13 protein-coding genes and 3 tRNA genes are annotated in these 16,498 nt (G+C 57.6%); 8 read left to right on the top strand and 8 right to left on the bottom strand.

The genetic code is table 11. The features are described 5' to 3' along the window. The first annotated feature begins 158 nt into the window (after window positions 1–158). Window positions 159–743, top strand: coding sequence for a L,D-transpeptidase (locus tag ACR0DJ_RS07455; protein WP_480684774.1), 585 nt, complete (start codon window positions 159–161; stop codon window positions 741–743). A gap of 67 nt (window positions 744–810) precedes the next feature. Here ACR0DJ_RS07455 and ACR0DJ_RS07460 read toward each other — a convergent pair whose 3' ends face one another. Together ACR0DJ_RS07460 and ACR0DJ_RS07465 are read right to left on the bottom strand one after the other, a co-directional pair. After that, on the bottom strand, window positions 811–1,287 hold the full coding sequence (locus ACR0DJ_RS07460; protein WP_170344465.1) for a fasciclin domain-containing protein: 477 nt from the start codon (window positions 1,285–1,287) through the stop codon (window positions 811–813). 71 nt (window positions 1,288–1,358) lie between these two features. Continuing rightward, window positions 1,359–2,210, bottom strand: coding sequence for a class I SAM-dependent methyltransferase (locus tag ACR0DJ_RS07465; protein WP_480684404.1), 852 nt, complete (start codon window positions 2,208–2,210; stop codon window positions 1,359–1,361). Window positions 2,211–2,347: 137 nt separating this feature from the next. On the opposite strand from ACR0DJ_RS07465, the gene ACR0DJ_RS07470 reads away from it, so the two are divergent. From ACR0DJ_RS07470 to ACR0DJ_RS07490, 5 genes are all read left to right on the top strand, one after another. Further along, the gene (locus ACR0DJ_RS07470) at window positions 2,348–3,463 is read left to right on the top strand and encodes a carboxylate-amine ligase (protein WP_171725914.1); all 1,116 of its coding nucleotides are present in this window, start codon (window positions 2,348–2,350) and stop codon (window positions 3,461–3,463) included. Between the two features lie 112 nt (window positions 3,464–3,575). Continuing rightward, complete coding sequence (locus ACR0DJ_RS07475; protein WP_171725308.1) at window positions 3,576–4,718, top strand: acyl-CoA dehydrogenase family protein; 1,143 nt, start codon at window positions 3,576–3,578, stop codon at window positions 4,716–4,718. A 7-nt stretch (window positions 4,719–4,725) separates the two neighbouring features. Then, window positions 4,726–5,766, top strand: coding sequence for an enoyl-CoA hydratase/isomerase family protein (locus ACR0DJ_RS07480; protein WP_480684405.1), 1,041 nt, complete (start codon window positions 4,726–4,728; stop codon window positions 5,764–5,766). 3 nt (window positions 5,767–5,769) lie between these two features. Continuing rightward, the gene (gene mmsB, locus ACR0DJ_RS07485; protein WP_480684406.1) at window positions 5,770–6,642 is read left to right on the top strand and encodes a 3-hydroxyisobutyrate dehydrogenase; all 873 of its coding nucleotides are present in this window, start codon (window positions 5,770–5,772) and stop codon (window positions 6,640–6,642) included. A 72-nt stretch (window positions 6,643–6,714) separates the two neighbouring features. Further along, on the top strand, window positions 6,715–6,906 hold the full coding sequence (locus ACR0DJ_RS07490; RefSeq protein WP_480684408.1) for a YgaP family membrane protein: 192 nt from the start codon (window positions 6,715–6,717) through the stop codon (window positions 6,904–6,906). Between the two features lie 38 nt (window positions 6,907–6,944). Here ACR0DJ_RS07490 and uvrA read toward each other — a convergent pair whose 3' ends face one another. The 3 genes from uvrA to ACR0DJ_RS07505 all read right to left on the bottom strand — a co-directional run bounded on the left by uvrA (window position 6,945) and on the right by ACR0DJ_RS07505 (window position 10,178). Next, window positions 6,945–9,803, bottom strand: a complete 2,859-nt coding sequence (gene uvrA, locus ACR0DJ_RS07495) for an excinuclease ABC subunit UvrA (RefSeq protein WP_480684409.1) — start codon at window positions 9,801–9,803, stop codon at window positions 6,945–6,947. A gap of 177 nt (window positions 9,804–9,980) precedes the next feature. After that, window positions 9,981–10,057: transfer RNA gene (locus ACR0DJ_RS07500), tRNA-Asp, on the bottom strand. Window positions 10,058–10,101: 44 nt separating this feature from the next. After that, window positions 10,102–10,178 (bottom strand) — tRNA-Asp (locus tag ACR0DJ_RS07505). Window positions 10,179–10,358: 180 nt separating this feature from the next. Between ACR0DJ_RS07505 and ACR0DJ_RS07510 the strand changes: the two genes are divergently transcribed. Continuing rightward, window positions 10,359–10,433 (top strand) — tRNA-Val (locus ACR0DJ_RS07510). Between the two features lie 112 nt (window positions 10,434–10,545). Further along, the gene (locus tag ACR0DJ_RS07515; RefSeq protein ID WP_480684411.1) at window positions 10,546–12,132 is read left to right on the top strand and encodes an APC family permease; all 1,587 of its coding nucleotides are present in this window, start codon (window positions 10,546–10,548) and stop codon (window positions 12,130–12,132) included. Window positions 12,133–12,177: 45 nt separating this feature from the next. Here the strand turns inward: ACR0DJ_RS07515 and lon are convergent, their stop codons facing one another. The 3 genes from lon to tgt form a co-directional block, all read right to left on the bottom strand. Continuing rightward, window positions 12,178–14,586 (bottom strand): endopeptidase La, encoded by a 2,409-nt coding sequence (gene lon, locus ACR0DJ_RS07520; RefSeq protein WP_480684412.1) that lies wholly within the window; start codon window positions 14,584–14,586, stop codon window positions 12,178–12,180. Window positions 14,587–14,809: 223 nt separating this feature from the next. After that, window positions 14,810–15,217 (bottom strand): DUF6636 domain-containing protein, encoded by a 408-nt coding sequence (locus ACR0DJ_RS07525; protein WP_480684413.1) that lies wholly within the window; start codon window positions 15,215–15,217, stop codon window positions 14,810–14,812. A 92-nt stretch (window positions 15,218–15,309) separates the two neighbouring features. Then, on the bottom strand, window positions 15,310–16,440 hold the full coding sequence (gene tgt, locus ACR0DJ_RS07530; RefSeq protein ID WP_480684414.1) for a tRNA guanosine(34) transglycosylase Tgt: 1,131 nt from the start codon (window positions 16,438–16,440) through the stop codon (window positions 15,310–15,312). Window positions 16,441–16,498: the final 58 nt, after the last annotated feature.

Consider the following 16,498-nt stretch of genomic DNA (forward strand, 5'->3'; position numbering starts at 1 on the left):
GCTTTTTGCATCTTTCCGCCGAAAAACCTGCTGTCGTCCGCCCGGTCACAGGAAATTCAAGTGGTTCACTCTGGAAAAAACCAACCAATGCCCATATTTTGGCGCCAACAGATTACCGAGCAGTGAACTTATCGGAGGCAAACTTGTCCCAATCCCGTATGACCCGTCGCTCTGCCTTGCTGGGCGTGGCCTCTTTGGTGGCAACACCTTCCCTTGTTCGGGCGCAAAGCACGGATGCTTTCCCGGAAACGGAAGACGCGATCAGTACGCAATTGCCGGTCCGGCGCAACATATCGTCCTTCTCGCAGCAGAACTGGCAGGACCATTTCGATGAATTGGGCGTCGGGTGCCTGTTGGCCGATATCACCAGCCGCGCCGTCCATTACTGGGGGCCTGACGGCACCTACAAACTGTACCCAAGCTCCGTACCCATGAGCGAAGAGCTTACCAAACGCGGGTACACGAAAGTCGTGCGCAAAACCGAATTCCCAAGTTGGACCCCCACGGCCTCGATGCGCGAACGGGACCCTTCGCTGCCGCTTCGGATGGAAGGTGGCGACCCAGGCAACCCGCTGGGAACCCGCGCCATGTATCTGGGTTGGCCTGCATATCTGGTTCACGGAACGCACGACACGCGAAAGATCGGTCGCCAAAGCTCATCAGGTTGCATCGGCCTGTACAACCAGCATGTCGAAGAACTGTATCCGCTGGTCAAGGTCGGAACACAGGTTCGTCTGGTCTGATCCCCCCTTCTGACAAGCCAAAGCCCCGGTCGATCGCCGGGGCTTTGTTGTTTTCGGAACCCGGCGTTTATTCCGGCAGGATCACCGCGTCGACGACGTGGATCACTCCATTGCTGGCTTCAATGTCTGCCTGCACGACTTTGGCGTCGTTCACTTTCACGCCGTTTTTGGCATTGACGCTCAATCGATCGCCCTGAACGGTCAGAACCTTGGCGCGTTTGCCTGCGATATCACCGGACATAACCTTGGCCGGAACCACGTGATAGGTCAGGATGGCGACCAGTTGATCCTTGTTTTCGGGTTTCAAAAGCGTCTCGACAGTGCCTTCAGGAAGCGCGGCAAAGGCTTCGTCCGTGGGTGCAAATACGGTGAACGGACCTTCCCCTTTCAGTGTATCAACCAAACCTGCGGCCTGAACGGCGGCAACCAAAGTGTTGAACGACCCGGCGGCAACGGCGGTGTCGACGATATCAGCGGCCTGAGCCTTGAGCGGCATGGCGAATGCAAGTGCGGCGGCTGCGCCCATGAATGTACGACGGAACATGGCTGTCTTCTCCTCTCCAGCTTGTTATGGAAAGGGGTACGGGGCTTTTGCCGCAATGGATCACTCTGGTTTCAGTTTTCCTTGAGCTGCACCCAGATGCTCTGCGCCCGCCCCTCGGCCAGGAACGGCAAGGCGGCAACGGCATCGGGCCGATCCTGTTGCAGGTAATATCCCGGCCAAAGCATTGAATACGCGCCAGATTGAAGCAAGCTGTGCAACACGTACTGCTCTCCCCAACCTGGGCAGTCATAGAAGAAGCGCTTGGGGTATTCGTAGGGCAAAAACACGTCGTGAACGTGGATCACCACGCCGGTGTTGAGCGAAGGTATGATGCGGCAGAACAGATGGGCGACATCGTTGCTCATCCGCACAACATGGCTGGAATCGATGAACAGAATGTCTCCGGCCTCCAGCTCTGCGAACAGGGCCGGGTCTGTATCTTCAAGACGTTTCTGTTCGAACCGGTCGACCACATGGGCGATATCGGCGCGTGGGTACGGATCAACAGCGGTAATGGTGGTATCCAGATTGCCGTCGATGATTCCCTGACGGGTCACCCGGGTGGAATTGCCGCATCCGACCTCGATCACGCGTTTGGGCTGAAAGCGGCGGATCATCAGATACAACGCATCCGCATCCGGGCTGTCATAGTAACCATTGCCGGTACGATAACCGGTCTGGTTGCGTGCGGGATCTTTCAGCGCCTCAAGGGCTGTTTTGTGACGCTCGTATTCCGCCACAAGTTGAGAGATGTCGAACCCCTCCATCCCCGGCGACAACGCATAGGCGGGGCGCGTCAACCCTCCTGCCGCTTCGAAGGCTTCCAGCCGCGCCCGTTCATCCTGTTCCGTAACTCTGTCGACCAGTTTCACCCCCAATTCTTCAAGGGCTGCGTTGATCTTCGGGAATTTTCTGGGTTTCAAGGCGCTGGCTCCGCGATCTGTGATGCAGTGTTCCTTACCGTTGCAAACCGTTTCACTGCAAGGGCAAGCCGGGCAAACCCTTGGCAAAACGAAAATTTCCGTATTCACTGATGGAACTGACAACTGGGAGGGGCCCCATGCAGCAGGAATTTACACTCGGGATCGAAGAAGAATACCTGTTGGTGGATCGTGACAGCCTGCAATTGTCCGAAGCCCCCGAAGCGTTGATGGCGGCCTGCCAAAGCGATTTCGAAGGTCAGGTCAGCCCCGAGTTCCTGCAATGCCAGATAGAGGTTGGAACCAGACCACACACCACGGTCGCTTCAGCGCGCGAAGATCTGAAGCGGCTGCGGTCATGCGTGTCGAAACGGGCGGGTGAATACAACCTGTCCCCTATCGCCGTCTCGTGCCATCCCTTCGCCAACTGGAAAGATCAACACCACACCCGGAAAGAACGGTATGACGCGTTGCAACACGCACTCGGCGGCGTTGCCCGGCGGATGCTGATCTGCGGGATGCATGTTCATGTTGGGGTCGAAGACCCTGCGCTTCGGGCCGACCTGATGCCGCAACTGTCATACTTTCTGCCGCATCTCCTGGCGCTGTCCACATCTTCGCCTTACTGGAACGGCGAGGATACCGGCCTGTCTTCATACCGGCTGACGGTGTTCGACAACCTGCCCCGCACCGGGCTGCCGCCAGTTTTTGCCAGTTGGAGCGAGTATGAACGGACCACGGGTATTCTGGTCGAGCTTGGCGTCATAGAAGACACCACCAAGATCTGGTGGGATCTGCGCCCTTCGCATCGTTTCCCGACTTTGGAAACACGGATCATGGATGTTCAGCCCCGGCTGGAGCACACGTTGTCTTTGGCGGCACTGGTGCAGGCATTGACCCGGATGCTGTGCCGCCTGAAAGACCGCAACCTGCGCTGGCGGCAATATGATCGTTTCCTGATCGGCGAAAACCGCTGGCGCGCTCAACGATACGGAGTGGGTGAAGGGCTGATCGATTTCGGCGACCGGTCGGTCAAGCCCATGTCTGAACTGATCGGCGACCTCATGGGGTTGTTGGCTGAAGACACCGAAGCGCTTGGCACGATGACTGAACTCGCACGGCTCAGGCAGATTGCTGAAAACGGCACCTCTGCCACGCGCCAACGCCGTATTCATGCCGAGGCAACAGCGCGGGGGGACGATCCGGGGCAAGCCGTCGTGCGCCACCTGATCGAGGAGTTTCACGCCGATCTCTGAACGTTTCCGGCTTGTGATCCGTTTCAACCGACTCATTGTTGCGCCTGCAAAATTTCTGTAAGAATTCAGAAATAAACAACCGTTCAATTCATTGCCGACGGGAGGGAGCGTCATGGATTTCGCACTCAGCGAGGAGCAAACAGCCATATTCGACATGGCGCACGCGTTCGGGCAGGAAAACATCGCCCCCTTTGCGCGCCAGTGGGAGGCAGACGGAACCATTCCCAAAACCTTGTGGCCCCAGATAGGCGAACTTGGTTTCGGCGCGCTTTACGTATCCGAGGAAAGCGGAGGCTCAAACCTGACCCGCCTGGATGCCACGCTGGTTTTCGAGGCCCTGTCGATGGCCTGTCCTTCGGTCGCTGCCTTCCTGTCGATCCACAACATGTGCGCCAAGATGTTGGACAATTTCGCGGATGACGACCTCAAGGCACGCATCATGCCGGATGTTCTGAGCCTGAATACGGTTCTGAGCTATTGCCTGACGGAACCCGGTTCCGGCTCTGACGCGGCGGCGCTGAAAACCCGCGCCGAACGGACCAACGAAGGTTATACGTTGAATGGCACCAAGGCGTTCATCTCGGGCGGTGGCTATTCGGATGCCTATGTTTGCATGGTACGCACCGGTCAGGATGGGCCCAAGGGAATCTCGACCGTATATGTCGAAGACGGCACGCCGGGGCTCAGCTTTGGGGCGCTGGAACAGAAAATGGGCTGGAAAAGCCAACCCACCGCGCAGGTTCAGTTCGACGACTGCAAAATTCCCGCAGGCAACCTCGTGGGCACCGAAGGCGACGGCTTCAAATACGCGATGATGGGCCTCGATGGCGGGCGGCTCAATATCGCGGCCTGTTCTCTTGGGGCTGCCCAAGCCGGGCTTGATATGACTCTGCAATACATGTCCGAGCGCAAGGCGTTCGGCCAATCCATCGATCAGTTCCAGGCGCTTCAGTTCCGTCTGGCGGATATGGAGATCGAATTGCAGGCCGCCCGCACCTTCCTGCGTCAGGCGGCGTGGAAACTGGACAACGGCGCGCCCGATGCCACGAAATTCTGCGCCATGGCCAAGAAATTCGTGACCGAAACTGGATCGAAGGTGGTGGATCAGTGCCTGCAACTGCATGGCGGGTACGGATATCTTGCGGATTACGGCATCGAAAAGCTTGTGCGCGATCTTCGCGTGCATCAGATTTTGGAAGGCACGAATGAGATTATGCGCGTGATCGTTTCACGCCAGTTGCTCGCCAATCGCTGAGGCCCCGATGTCAGATATTGAAATCCGCACCACAGGCCGTGCCGGTCGCATCACCCTGACCCGTCCTCATGCGCTGAACGCGCTGAGCTATGACATGTGCATGGCCATCGACACGGCGATGCGCAACTGGCGGGAAGACGATGCCGTTGACCTGATCGTTCTGGACGCCGAGGGGGAAAAAGCCTTTTGTGCGGGGGGTGACATCGCCGAACTTTATGAAACGGGCACCAAGGGCGATTATGCCTATGGTCAGAAGTTCTGGCGCGATGAATATCGTCTGAATGCCCTGATCTTCGAATATCCCAAACCGGTCATCAGTTTTCTTCAGGGGTTTACCATGGGCGGAGGTGTCGGAATCGGCTGCCATGGCAGCCACCGCGTCGTCGGAGAAAGCTCCAAGATTGCAATGCCGGAATGCTCGATTGGCTTGGTTCCGGATGTCGGCGGGTCTTTGATGCTGGCCCTTGCACCGGGGCGACTGGGTGAATTCCTTGGGACCACGGGCTTCAGAATGGGGCCTGCGGACGCGATCTTTGCGGGGTTTGCCGACCATTTCATACCGCAATCGCAATGGTCTGATCTGATCGAATTGCTGGAAGCGTCTGGAAATGCGGAACTGGTGGCCGATCATGCCGAAACACCACCCAAGGGCGAATTGGCAGAGTTGCAAACCGAAATCGACAAGCATTTTTCCGGTGAAACTCTGGGCGACATCCTGATCAGCCTGCGCAATGACGATCAGGAATTTGCAGACAAAACTCTGGAAAAAATAACGAAAAACGCGCCGCTTTCCGTGGCCTGCACGATCGAGATGCTGCACCGTCTGCGTGGCCCCTCGCTGACCATGCGGCGCGCGTTGGAGATGGAATACCGCTTTACCCACCGGGCGATGGAGCATGGTGACTTTCTGGAAGGCATCCGCGCGCAGATCATAGACAAAGACCGCAACCCGAACTGGCAGTTTCCCGATATGGACGTCCCTCTGGTGGCCGTCTCGAAATTGTTGCAGCCATTGGGTGCGGACACCCTGACATTCGAGGAGGACTGAGAGATGCAGATCGGGTTCATAGGGCTGGGAAACATGGGGGCACCCATGGCGGCCAATCTGGCAAAGGCCGGCCATCAGGTTCTCGGATTCGACACGGCAGGCGTTGCCGTTGACGGGGTGACGCAGGCCGGTACTGCGACCGAAGCCGTCGCCTCTGCCGATGCAGTCATTACCATGCTGCCGAATGGGTCCATCCTGCGGTCAGTTGCGGATCAGATCATTCCCGCCATGGCGAAGGGTGCTGTGCTGATCGATTGCTCGACAGTTGACGTGGACAGCGCACGCGCAGTCGCGGAACAGGCCAGCGGCGCTGGTCTGCTGTTCGTCGACGCTCCGGTTTCGGGGGGTGTCGGCGGCGCGGCAGGTGGCACCCTGACATTCATGGCCGGCGGGTCAGAAGCCGCCTTTGCAAAGGCTGCTCCTCTGTTCGACATCATGGGGCAGAAAGCGGTTCACTGCGGCGAAGCCGGAGCAGGCCAGGCCGCCAAGATTTGCAACAACATGATCCTCGGCGTCACCATGATCGCCACGTGCGAGGCCTTTGCCCTGGCCGACAAACTGGGTCTTGACCGCCAAAAGATGTTCGACGTGGTCAGCACATCATCGGGGTACAGCTGGACGATGAACGCCTATTGCCCTGCCCCAGGCGTTGGCCCGCAAAGCCCTGCCGACAATGACTATACTCCTGGATTTGCAGCCGAGTTGATGCTGAAGGACCTGCGCCTCAGCCAACAAGCCGCATCCAGTGCGGATGCGGATACACCGATGGGACAGGCCGCGACTGCACTTTACGAGCAATTCGTCGAAAACGAGGACGGTCTGGGCCGCGATTTCAGCGCCATGCTGCCTCGGTTTGAAAAGCGTGGGCGAAGTTGATCCAAGTCATATTCCACCCACGGAATGTTTGGTATCCAAAGGGTGCAACCTATTGGAAAGGATTCTTACGTGATGACCAAAAACATGGGTGGACTCGACAAAACGCTTCGGATCGCAATAGGCATCGCGCTTATTCTGGGCGCTCTGTTGGGATACGGAACCTGGATGTGGATCGGCATCGTGCCGTTGGTCACGGGTCTTCTGAATACATGCCCGATATACTCGGTGTTGGGCATCAGCACCTGCCCAACCAAGAAAAACTAGATTGGACAGGCGGTGGAGCGAAGACAGCCTGAAGCCGCCTACTCCGCCGCCACCCGATCCGGGTTGAGCATGGTTTTCAGATACCTACCGGTATGGCTGCGTTCGACTTGAGCGATTTCTTCCGGTGCTCCGACGGCTACGATCTCACCACCGCCGTCGCCGCCTTCAGGCCCGATGTCGATGATATGGTCGGCGGTTTTCACCACGTCGAGATTATGCTCGATCACCACGACGGTATTGCCCTGATCGACCAATTCATGAAGCACTTCCAACAGCTTGCGCACATCTTCGAAATGCAGACCCGTGGTCGGTTCGTCCAGGATATAAAGCGTCCGCCCGGTTGACCGTTTCGACAGTTCCTTGGACAGTTTTACACGCTGCGCCTCACCACCCGAAAGCGTGGTCGCCTGTTGACCAACCTTGATATAGCCAAGACCAACGCGGGCCAGCGCATCCATCTTGTCGCGGATTGATGGAACGGCCTTGAAGAACTCCTGCGCGTCTTCCACCGTCATATCAAGCACATCCGCAATGGACTTGCCCTTGAACTTGATCTCGAGCGTTTCGCGATTGTACCGCGCGCCTTTGCAGGTTTCGCAGGTGACATAGACGTCGGGAAGGAAGTGCATCTCGATCTTGATGACGCCGTCGCCCTGACAGGCCTCACAGCGGCCGCCCTTGACGTTGAAGCTGAAACGACCCGGCTTGTATCCCCGCGCCTTGGCCTCGGGCAGCCCGGCGAACCAGTCGCGGATTGGGGTGAAGGCGCCGGTATAGGTTGCCGGATTCGAACGCGGAGTCCGCCCGATCGGGCGCTGGTCGATATCGATGACCTTGTCCAGATGCTCCAAACCCTTGATTGTCTCACACGGCGCAGGCGTTTGACGCGCGCCATTCAGGCGCATCGAGGCGGTCTTGAACAACGTCTCAATCGTCAGGGTCGACTTGCCGCCGCCAGATACACCCGTGACACAAACAAATTTGCCCAAGGGAAACTCGGCCGTCACGTTCTTGAGGTTGTTGCCCGAAGCCTTTACCACCGTTACCTTTTTCTTGTTCCCCTTGCGCCGCTCGGCAGGCACTGGAATCTCGCGTACGCCCGACAGATACTGCCCCGTGATCGAGGCCGCATCGGCCGCGATCTGCTCGGGCGTGCCGTGGCTGACCACCTGCCCGCCATGCACGCCCGCACCGGGACCAATGTCGAACACATAATCGGCTTCGCGGATGGCTTCCTCGTCATGTTCGACAACAATCACGGTGTTGCCCTGATCCCGCAGATTCTTGAGCGTACCAAGCAACCGGTCATTGTCACGCTGGTGCAAGCCGATCGAGGGCTCGTCCAATACGTAAAGAACCCCGGTCAGGCCCGAGCCGATCTGGCTGGCCAGACGAATACGCTGGCTTTCGCCGCCAGACAGCGTTCCACTTGAACGAGACAGCGTAAGGTATTCCAACCCAACGTTATTCAGGAAGCCCAACCGCTCGCGGATTTCCTTCAGAATGGCCCGGGCGATCTCGTTCTTCTGAGCGCTCAGATGGTTCGGAGCATCCTCGATCCAGGCAAGCGCTTCGCGGATGGACATTTGCACCACCTGACCGACATGCAGCCCGGCGATTTTCACGGCCAAGGCTTCGGCGCGCAGACGATACCCTTCGCAGGTGCCGCATGGACGGTTGTTTTGGTACCTCTCGAATTCCTCACGGATCCACGCGCTGTCAGTTTCGCGATATCGCCGTTCCATATTCGGAATCACGCCCTCGAAACTGCGCGTAACCTGGTACACCCGTCCGCCCTCGTCATAGCGGAACTGGATTTCCTCATCGCCAGAGCCCCGCAGGAACACCTGCTGCACTTTGCCGGGCAGGTCTTTCCAGGGCGTGTTCTTGTCAAACTCATAATGGCGCGCGATGGCTTCGATGGTCTGAAGGAAATACGGCGACTTGCCTTTCCTCCATGGCGCCAGGGCCCCGTCATACAGTTTCAGCGTCTGATCCGGCACCACGAGTCTCTCGTCAAAGAACAGCTCGACCCCCAACCCGTCACAATCCGGGCAGGCTCCGAATGGCGCATTGAACGAAAACAGGCGTGGTTCAATCTCGGGGATAGTGAAACCGCTGACCGGGCAGGCAAAGTTTTCGCTGAAGGTAATACGTTCCGGCTCCCCTTCCCGTGGCGCGGTTTCCAGAATCGCGATGCCATCGGCCAGGTCCAACGCGGTGCGCAGGCTGTCGGCAAGGCGGGTCTCCGTCCCCTCGCGCACGACGATCCGGTCAACGACCACGTCAATGTCATGGCGGAACTTCTTGTCCAATGTCGGGGGCTCGTCCAGTTCGTAGAATTGGCCATCCACCTTCACACGCTGGAACCCCTGCTTGCGCAGTTCCAGAAATTCCTTCCGGTACTCACCTTTCCGGTCGCGCACGATTGGAGCCAGCAGAAAACCCCGCGTGCCCTCCTCCATCGTCATGATGCGGTCGACCATGTCCTGCACCTGCTGCGCCTCGATCGGCTGGCCGGTGGCCGGGCTGTACGGCGTACCTGCGCGCGCGAACAGCAGGCGCAGGTAATCATAAATCTCGGTGACGGTTCCCACGGTTGATCGCGGGTTCTTCGAGGTCGTTTTCTGTTCAATGGAGATCGCCGGAGACAGTCCACTGATATGGTCAACATCGGGCTTTTCCATCATGTCGAGAAACTGCCGCGCATAGGCGGACAGGCTTTCGACATAGCGGCGCTGACCTTCGGCATAAATCGTGTCGAACGCCAGCGACGACTTGCCCGAACCGGACAGCCCGGTGATCACCACCAACTGATCCCGAGGGATATCGACATCAATGCCCTTGAGGTTATGCTCGCGCGCGCCGCGCACCTCTATATTCTTCAGCTCAGCCATTTCCGGCCCCCAACAAACAAGTGGTTTAGAGATAGGCGAGCTTGCCCGAGTCTCCAACAGAAAAGTTAGAACATTTAGTGAACGTACAGGTTTTCGCCGACCAAATCAAACCATGGGCATGGAATCGTACAGCGCAATGCCTGGCTATCTGGCGGACCGATGGTTTTGAAAAGAAAATGGCGCGGTTGACGGGGCTCGAACCCGCGACCCCCGGCGTGACAGGCCGGTACTCTAACCAACTGAGCTACAACCGCGCATCTATTTCATGGCCTTTATCCTGGACCAAGGTTGGCAGCGATGGCGCGGTTGACGGGGCTCGAACCCGCGACCCCCGGCGTGACAGGCCGGTACTCTAACCAACTGAGCTACAACCGCCCGCTGCATGTTCATTGCTGAACGTTTGGGTGTATTATGGCCACGCTCGGGCAGCGTCAAGCGGCGTTTTGCAGTTTTTTGTCAGAATCCAGTTTTTTGTTTGCCCGCTGTTTTTTGCCCTCGCGAATTGTTCAATTTCGCTTGCAGCGCACCCCCGGGGAAGATATGACCGCGTGTCATGGGTGATTAGCTCAGTGGTAGAGCGCTTCGTTCACATCGAAGATGTCAGGAGTTCAAATCTCTTATCACCCACCACCCCCTTTTCGGATTTTCGCTTGGAACCAGCGGGCTTGCCATGTCGCGCGTTCGGCGGCTATCGTGCCCTATTTGGCCCGAAAACAGGCCACACACAAAGGCTGAGATCAACATGGCGGGGTTGAAGCGCGACATCGGCCTGCTGGGACTGACCTTCATTTCAGTCGGAGGAATCATCGGTTCGGGCTGGTTGTTCGGCCCTCTTCTGGCGGTTCAGCATGCCGGGCCTGCGGCCACGATCTCGTGGATAATCGGCGCGGTTGCCATGTTCATATTGGCCATCACCTTCGCAGAGATTTCCGCCATGCTGCCCATTCCCGGAGGGATCGCGCGCGTGCCACATTTTTCGCATGGCAACATCGTTTCGATGGCCATGGGATGGACTGCCTGGATCGGCTACAACACCACAGCACCCATCGAAGTCGAAGCCATGCTGAAATACCTGGCGCCGTATGCGCCTTGGTTGCATACGGCCGAGACAGGTGGCTTGACCGGGGCGGGTGTTTTCGTCGCGCTGGTTTTCATGCTGCTGTTCGTCGCGGTGAATGCGCTTGGGGTCAAGTTCTTTACGCGCGTCAATGCAGCGCTGACCTGGGCCAAGATCGCCATCCCTGTTGTCCTGTCGGTTGTTCTTGTCGCAAGCCGGTTCAACATCGAGAACTTCACGCAACCGGAAGGGTTTGCGCCCTACGGCGCGCAGGGTATCATGGCCGCCGTTTCAACCGGGGGCGTTATTTTTTCATTCATTGGCTTTCGCCATGTGGTTGATATGGCTGGTGAAGTTCGAAATCCAAAGTTCGCGATTCCGGCCGCATTGGTGTTGTCGATTGTTCTTTGCGCCTTCATCTACCTTGGTCTGCAAGTGGCCTTCATCGGTGCGCTGGACCCATCCATGCTGTCCAAAGGATGGGCACAGTTGAGCTTTGGGGGCGAAGGACCACTGGACGCCATCATCATGTCTGTCGGGCTGGTCTGGTTTCTGAGCCTGCTGAATGTCGGATCCGTGATAGGCCCCTTTGGCAACGGGCTGGTCGCAACCGGGTCGAACGCCCGTATCGCCCTCGCCCTTTCAAAAAACGGTTTCCTGCCCAGACGGTTGCAGACATTGTCGTCATTCGGGGTTCCGCTGTGGGCGCTGGCGCTGAACTTTCTGATCGGAACGGTTTTCATGCTGACAGTACCTTTTACCACCGTCATTGCCCTGAACGGTGCAGCCATCGTCTTGTCATTTGCCGTCGGGCCAATAGCCGTGGTTTGCCTGAGAAACCTGTTGCCAGATCATCCCAGATCGATCCGAATACCGGCCGTGCGTCTTGTCGCGCTGTCCGCTTTCGCCATCGCCACGCTGATCGTCTATTGGAGCGGATGGGACACGGTCTGGCGGCTTGGCATCGCGCTGATTGTCGGCAGTATTCTGTTGCTGATCCGGTTCCGGGGACGTTTGGACGAAATGGACGTTACCGAAGCCCTGTGGCTTGTGCCTTATTTCTCAGGTCTTGGGTTGATCTCATTCCTTGGGCAATTCGGAGCCGGATCGTTGAAGCAGATCCCGTTTGGGTGGGACCTTCTGCTTTGCATCCTGTTTTCGTCGATCATATTCGTACTTGCCGTTCGTTCGGCTCTGCCACCTAAAAAGTTCAAGGAATACATAGCGGAAGAAGAAATACTTGATCCAAAGCAACCGGTCATTGGATTGTAAAAAAGGCGGGGTATTCGCCCCGCCTTTTTCATTCGCTCAATCTGCTTAATGTGCCGTGGCCGAGGGTCCCGTCGCCTCTGACGAGGCTGCTGCGGCGGCGGCGGCCTCCTCGGCGGCTTCGTCCCATTCAACCGGTTCCGGTGTACGAACCAGAGAATGCTCAAGAACCTCCGAGACGTGCTTGACCGGGATGATCTTCAAGCCTTCCTTCACATTGTCCGGAATATCCGCCAGGTCCTTTTCGTTTTCTTCCGGGATCAGGACCGTCTTGATACCACCGCGCAACGCAGCCAGCAGTTTCTCTTTCAAGCCGCCAATTGGCATTGCGTTCCCGCGCAACGAGACCTCGCCCGTCATGGCGATGTCCTTACGAACAGGAATACCTGTCAGAACCGAGACAATCGAAGTCACCATCGCCAGACCAGCCGACGGACCATCCTTGGGCGTTGCGCCATCGGGCACGTGCACGTGGATGTCGATCTTGTCGAACTGCGGCGGCTTCACTCCGATCTTCGGAGAAATCGACCGCACATAAGACGATGCCGCATCGATGGATTCTTTCATCACATCGCCCAGCTTGCCGGTTGTCTTCATCCGACCCTTACCGGGCAACTTCAGCGCCTCGATATGCAGCAGATCGCCCCCCACCGAGGTCCAGGCCAAACCGGTCACGACACCGACCTGATCGTCCTGCTCGGCCAGACCGTAACGGAATTTCGGCACACCCAGGAACTCATCCAGGTTCTCAGGCGTGACCGTAACGGATTCCGCCTCTTTCTTGATGATCTTGGTCAGCGCCTTCCGTGCCACTTTGGCGATTTCACGCTCGAGGTTCCGCACGCCGGCTTCGCGGGTGTAGAACCGGATGATCGCGGTCAGCGCCTCGTCGGTCAGTTCAAATTCCTTGTCTTTCAGACCGTGGTTTTTGACCTGTTTGGCGATCAGGTGTTGCTTGGCGATCTCGCGCTTTTCATCCTCGGTATAGCCGGCCAGAGGAATGATCTCCATCCGGTCCAGCAGTGGCCCTGGCATGTTGTAGCTGTTGGACGTGGTCAGGAACATCACATTGGACAGGTCATATTCGACCTCAAGGTAGTGATCCATGAACGTGCTGTTTTGTTCCGGGTCCAACACTTCCAGCATCGCCGAAGCCGGATCACCACGGAAATCCTGCCCCATCTTGTCGATCTCATCGAGCAGAATGAGCGGGTTCGTGGTTTTCGCCTTTTTCAGCGCCTGAATGATCTTGCCGGGCATCGAACCGATATAGGTCCGGCGGTGGCCGCGGATCTCGGATTCGTCGCGCACACCACCCAGGCTGATACGAATGAACTCGCGCCCGGTCGCCCGCGCAACGGACTTACCAAGCGAGGTCTTACCCACGCCCGGAGGGCCCACGAGGCACATGATCGGGCCTTTCAGCTTTCTCGAACGCTGCTGAACGGCCAGATATTCAACGATCCGCTCTTTGACCTTCTCAAGGCCATAGTGATCGGCGTCCAGAATGTCCTGCGCGCGCGCCAAGTCCTTTTTGACGCGGGATTTGGTGCCCCACGGCAAAGACAGAATCCAATCCAGATAATTGCGCACCACGGTTGCTTCGGCCGACATGGGCGACATGTTCTTGAGCTTCTTCAGCTCGCCTTCCGCCTTCTCGCGCGCTTCCTTCGACAGCTTGGTCTCGGCGATCTTGGCTTCCAGTTCGGCGATCTCATTCGCGCCGTCCTCACCATCGCCAAGCTCTTTCTGAATGGCTTTCATCTGCTCATTCAGATAATACTCGCGCTGCGTCTTCTCCATCTGGGATTTGACGCGGGTCTTGATCTTTTTCTCAACCTGCAAGACCGACATTTCGCCCTGCATCAGACCATAGACTTTTTCAAGCCGCTCGCTGACGCTGAGTGTTTCCAGCAGATCCTGCTTTTGTTCGACCTCGATGCCCAGATGGCCCGACACAAGGTCGGCCAGTTTTGCCGGCTCGGTGGTTTCACCCACGGCCGTCAGCGCTTCTTCAGGGATGTTCTTGCGCACCTTGGCATAGCGTTCGAACTCGTCCGCGACGGTGCGCAACAGGGCTTCAGTCGTGGTGACGTCACCCGGAATCTCGGTCAGATATTCCGCCCGTGCTTCGAAAAACTCTTCGTTTTCAAGAAACTCGGTGATCTGCACGCGCGCCTGTCCTTCGACAAGCACTTTGACGGTGCCGTCGGGCAGTTTCAGCAGTTGCAGCACATTGGCCAGGACGCCGGACCGGTAAATACCGTCCTCATCCGGGTCATCGACGCCCGGATCAATCTGGCTGGACAACAGAATTTGCTTGTCGTCCTGCATGACCTCTTCCAGCGCGCGGACGGATTTGTCTCGGCCCACGAAGAGCGGCACGATCATATGCGGGAACACCACAATATCGCGCAGCGGCAGAACGGGGTATGAGGAGTTCAGAGGCTCTTGCATGCTCTATCCTTATCGTTGGCAAGATGGCGCTTGTCCCTCATCGAGGCAACATCCGGCCATCTCCTGTCTTGGACGATAAAGGTGGGGCCTCATCGCCCTTTTTCAACCTTACCGCCATGTAATGTGTCGCAGCATGAACCGAGGTTTTCGGGACTGCAAGATGTCCCGGGGACATATCCACCGAAATTAGTGCGACATGAATATGCAATGCGCAAATTCAGGGTCAGAACACCCGCTGCATCGCCCGAGACAGAAAAAACCCGTGGCCGTCCCGGTTGCGACATTCCAGACCTTTCGTGGAAGAGGCGCAGGTGAATCCTCCGAACCGACCGGTGACACCGTATTCCGCACGGTCGAATCCGTCCTGGTTCCGGTTCAGCGGCTGGCACAGCATTTCCACTGGGCCGGTATCGAACATCAGGAAATCATGCCCCCAGTCAGTTTGACAATTCGCGGGGCGCGGCATCGCAGGCGGGCCGTATTTTTCAATAATCGTGCACTGGATGTCCGATGAATCCGCGCTTTCTCCCACTGAACACTGAATGTTTTCGGATGGGGTTTCAAAAGTCCAGACGTCTGAAACTGCAGGGGTGGCGCAAAAAACAACTGCGCCGAGGAAAAAGCGAAACATGAAAAACTCTCCGGGCCACAAACAAAAACAACTTTGAACAAAGTTGTTTCAGAATACCGGAAAACCACGCAAATGTCACCCGAATGGGCAGGTTACAGGGGCTCGATATCGCCCTGCGCGCGTTGCGCATGGAACGCAGCCTGCCACGCATCAAAGGTGCCCTCAGCGATCGCGTCCCGCATCCCCTGCATGATTTCCTGAAAGTAATGAAGGTTGTGCCAGGTCAGCAACATACCCGAGATCATCTCGTTGGCGCGAAACACATGGTGCAGGTAGGCGCGTGAGTAATTCGCGCAGGCCGGGCACGAACAGTTTTCATCCAGCGGGCGCGGATCGTCCGCATGGCGCGCGTTCTTGATGTTCACCACGCCATAGCGGGTGAACACCTGACCGGTACGACCCGAGCGGGAGGGCAAGACGCAATCCATCATGTCGATCCCGCGCGCCACTGCTCCGACTATGTCATCCGGCTTGCCAACGCCCATCAGGTAACGCGGCTTGTCCATGGGCAGGAAATCAGGCGCATAATCGAGACAGTCGAACATGGCCTCCTGCCCCTCGCCCACCGCCAGACCGCCAACGGCGTAGCCTTCAAAGCCGATGCTCTTCAACGCCTCGGCGCTTTCTTCCCGCAGGTCCTGCTCAAGACCGCCCTGCATGATACCGAACAGAGCATGCCCCGGGCGATCCCCGAATGCGTCACGGGACCGCTCGGCCCAACGCATCGACAAACGCATGGATTCGGCGATCCGGTCGCGATTTGCAGGCAATGCAGGGCATTCGTCGAAGCACATCACGATATCGGAGCCAAGAAGGCGTTGAATCTCCATTGACCGTTCCGGCGTTAGCTCGTGTTTCGTCCCATCGATATGGGATTTGAAGGTCACACCCTTTTCGGTCAGCTTGCGCAAACCGGCCAATGACATGACCTGAAACCCCCCCGAGTCCGTCAGAATGGGACGGTCCCAGTTCATGAATTTGTGCAACCCGCCCAGACGATCAATGCGTTCGGCCGTGGGACGCAGCATAAGATGATAGGTGTTGCCCAGCAGAATATCGGCCCCTGTGGCCCGAACGCTTTCGGGCATCATCGCCTTGACCGTCGCCGCAGTACCAACTGGCATGAAGGCAGGTGTACGCACTTCGCCACGCGGTGTGTTGATAACACCGGTACGGGCCTTGCCGTCTGTGGCCTTGAGCTTGAAAGAGAATTGCTGGGTCATGTCATCGCCTCGGATCGCCGAACCGGGCAGGATTTGCCCGATCCGATCGGTCTTTGCA

The organism is Ruegeria sp. BF10 (assembly GCF_056538725.1).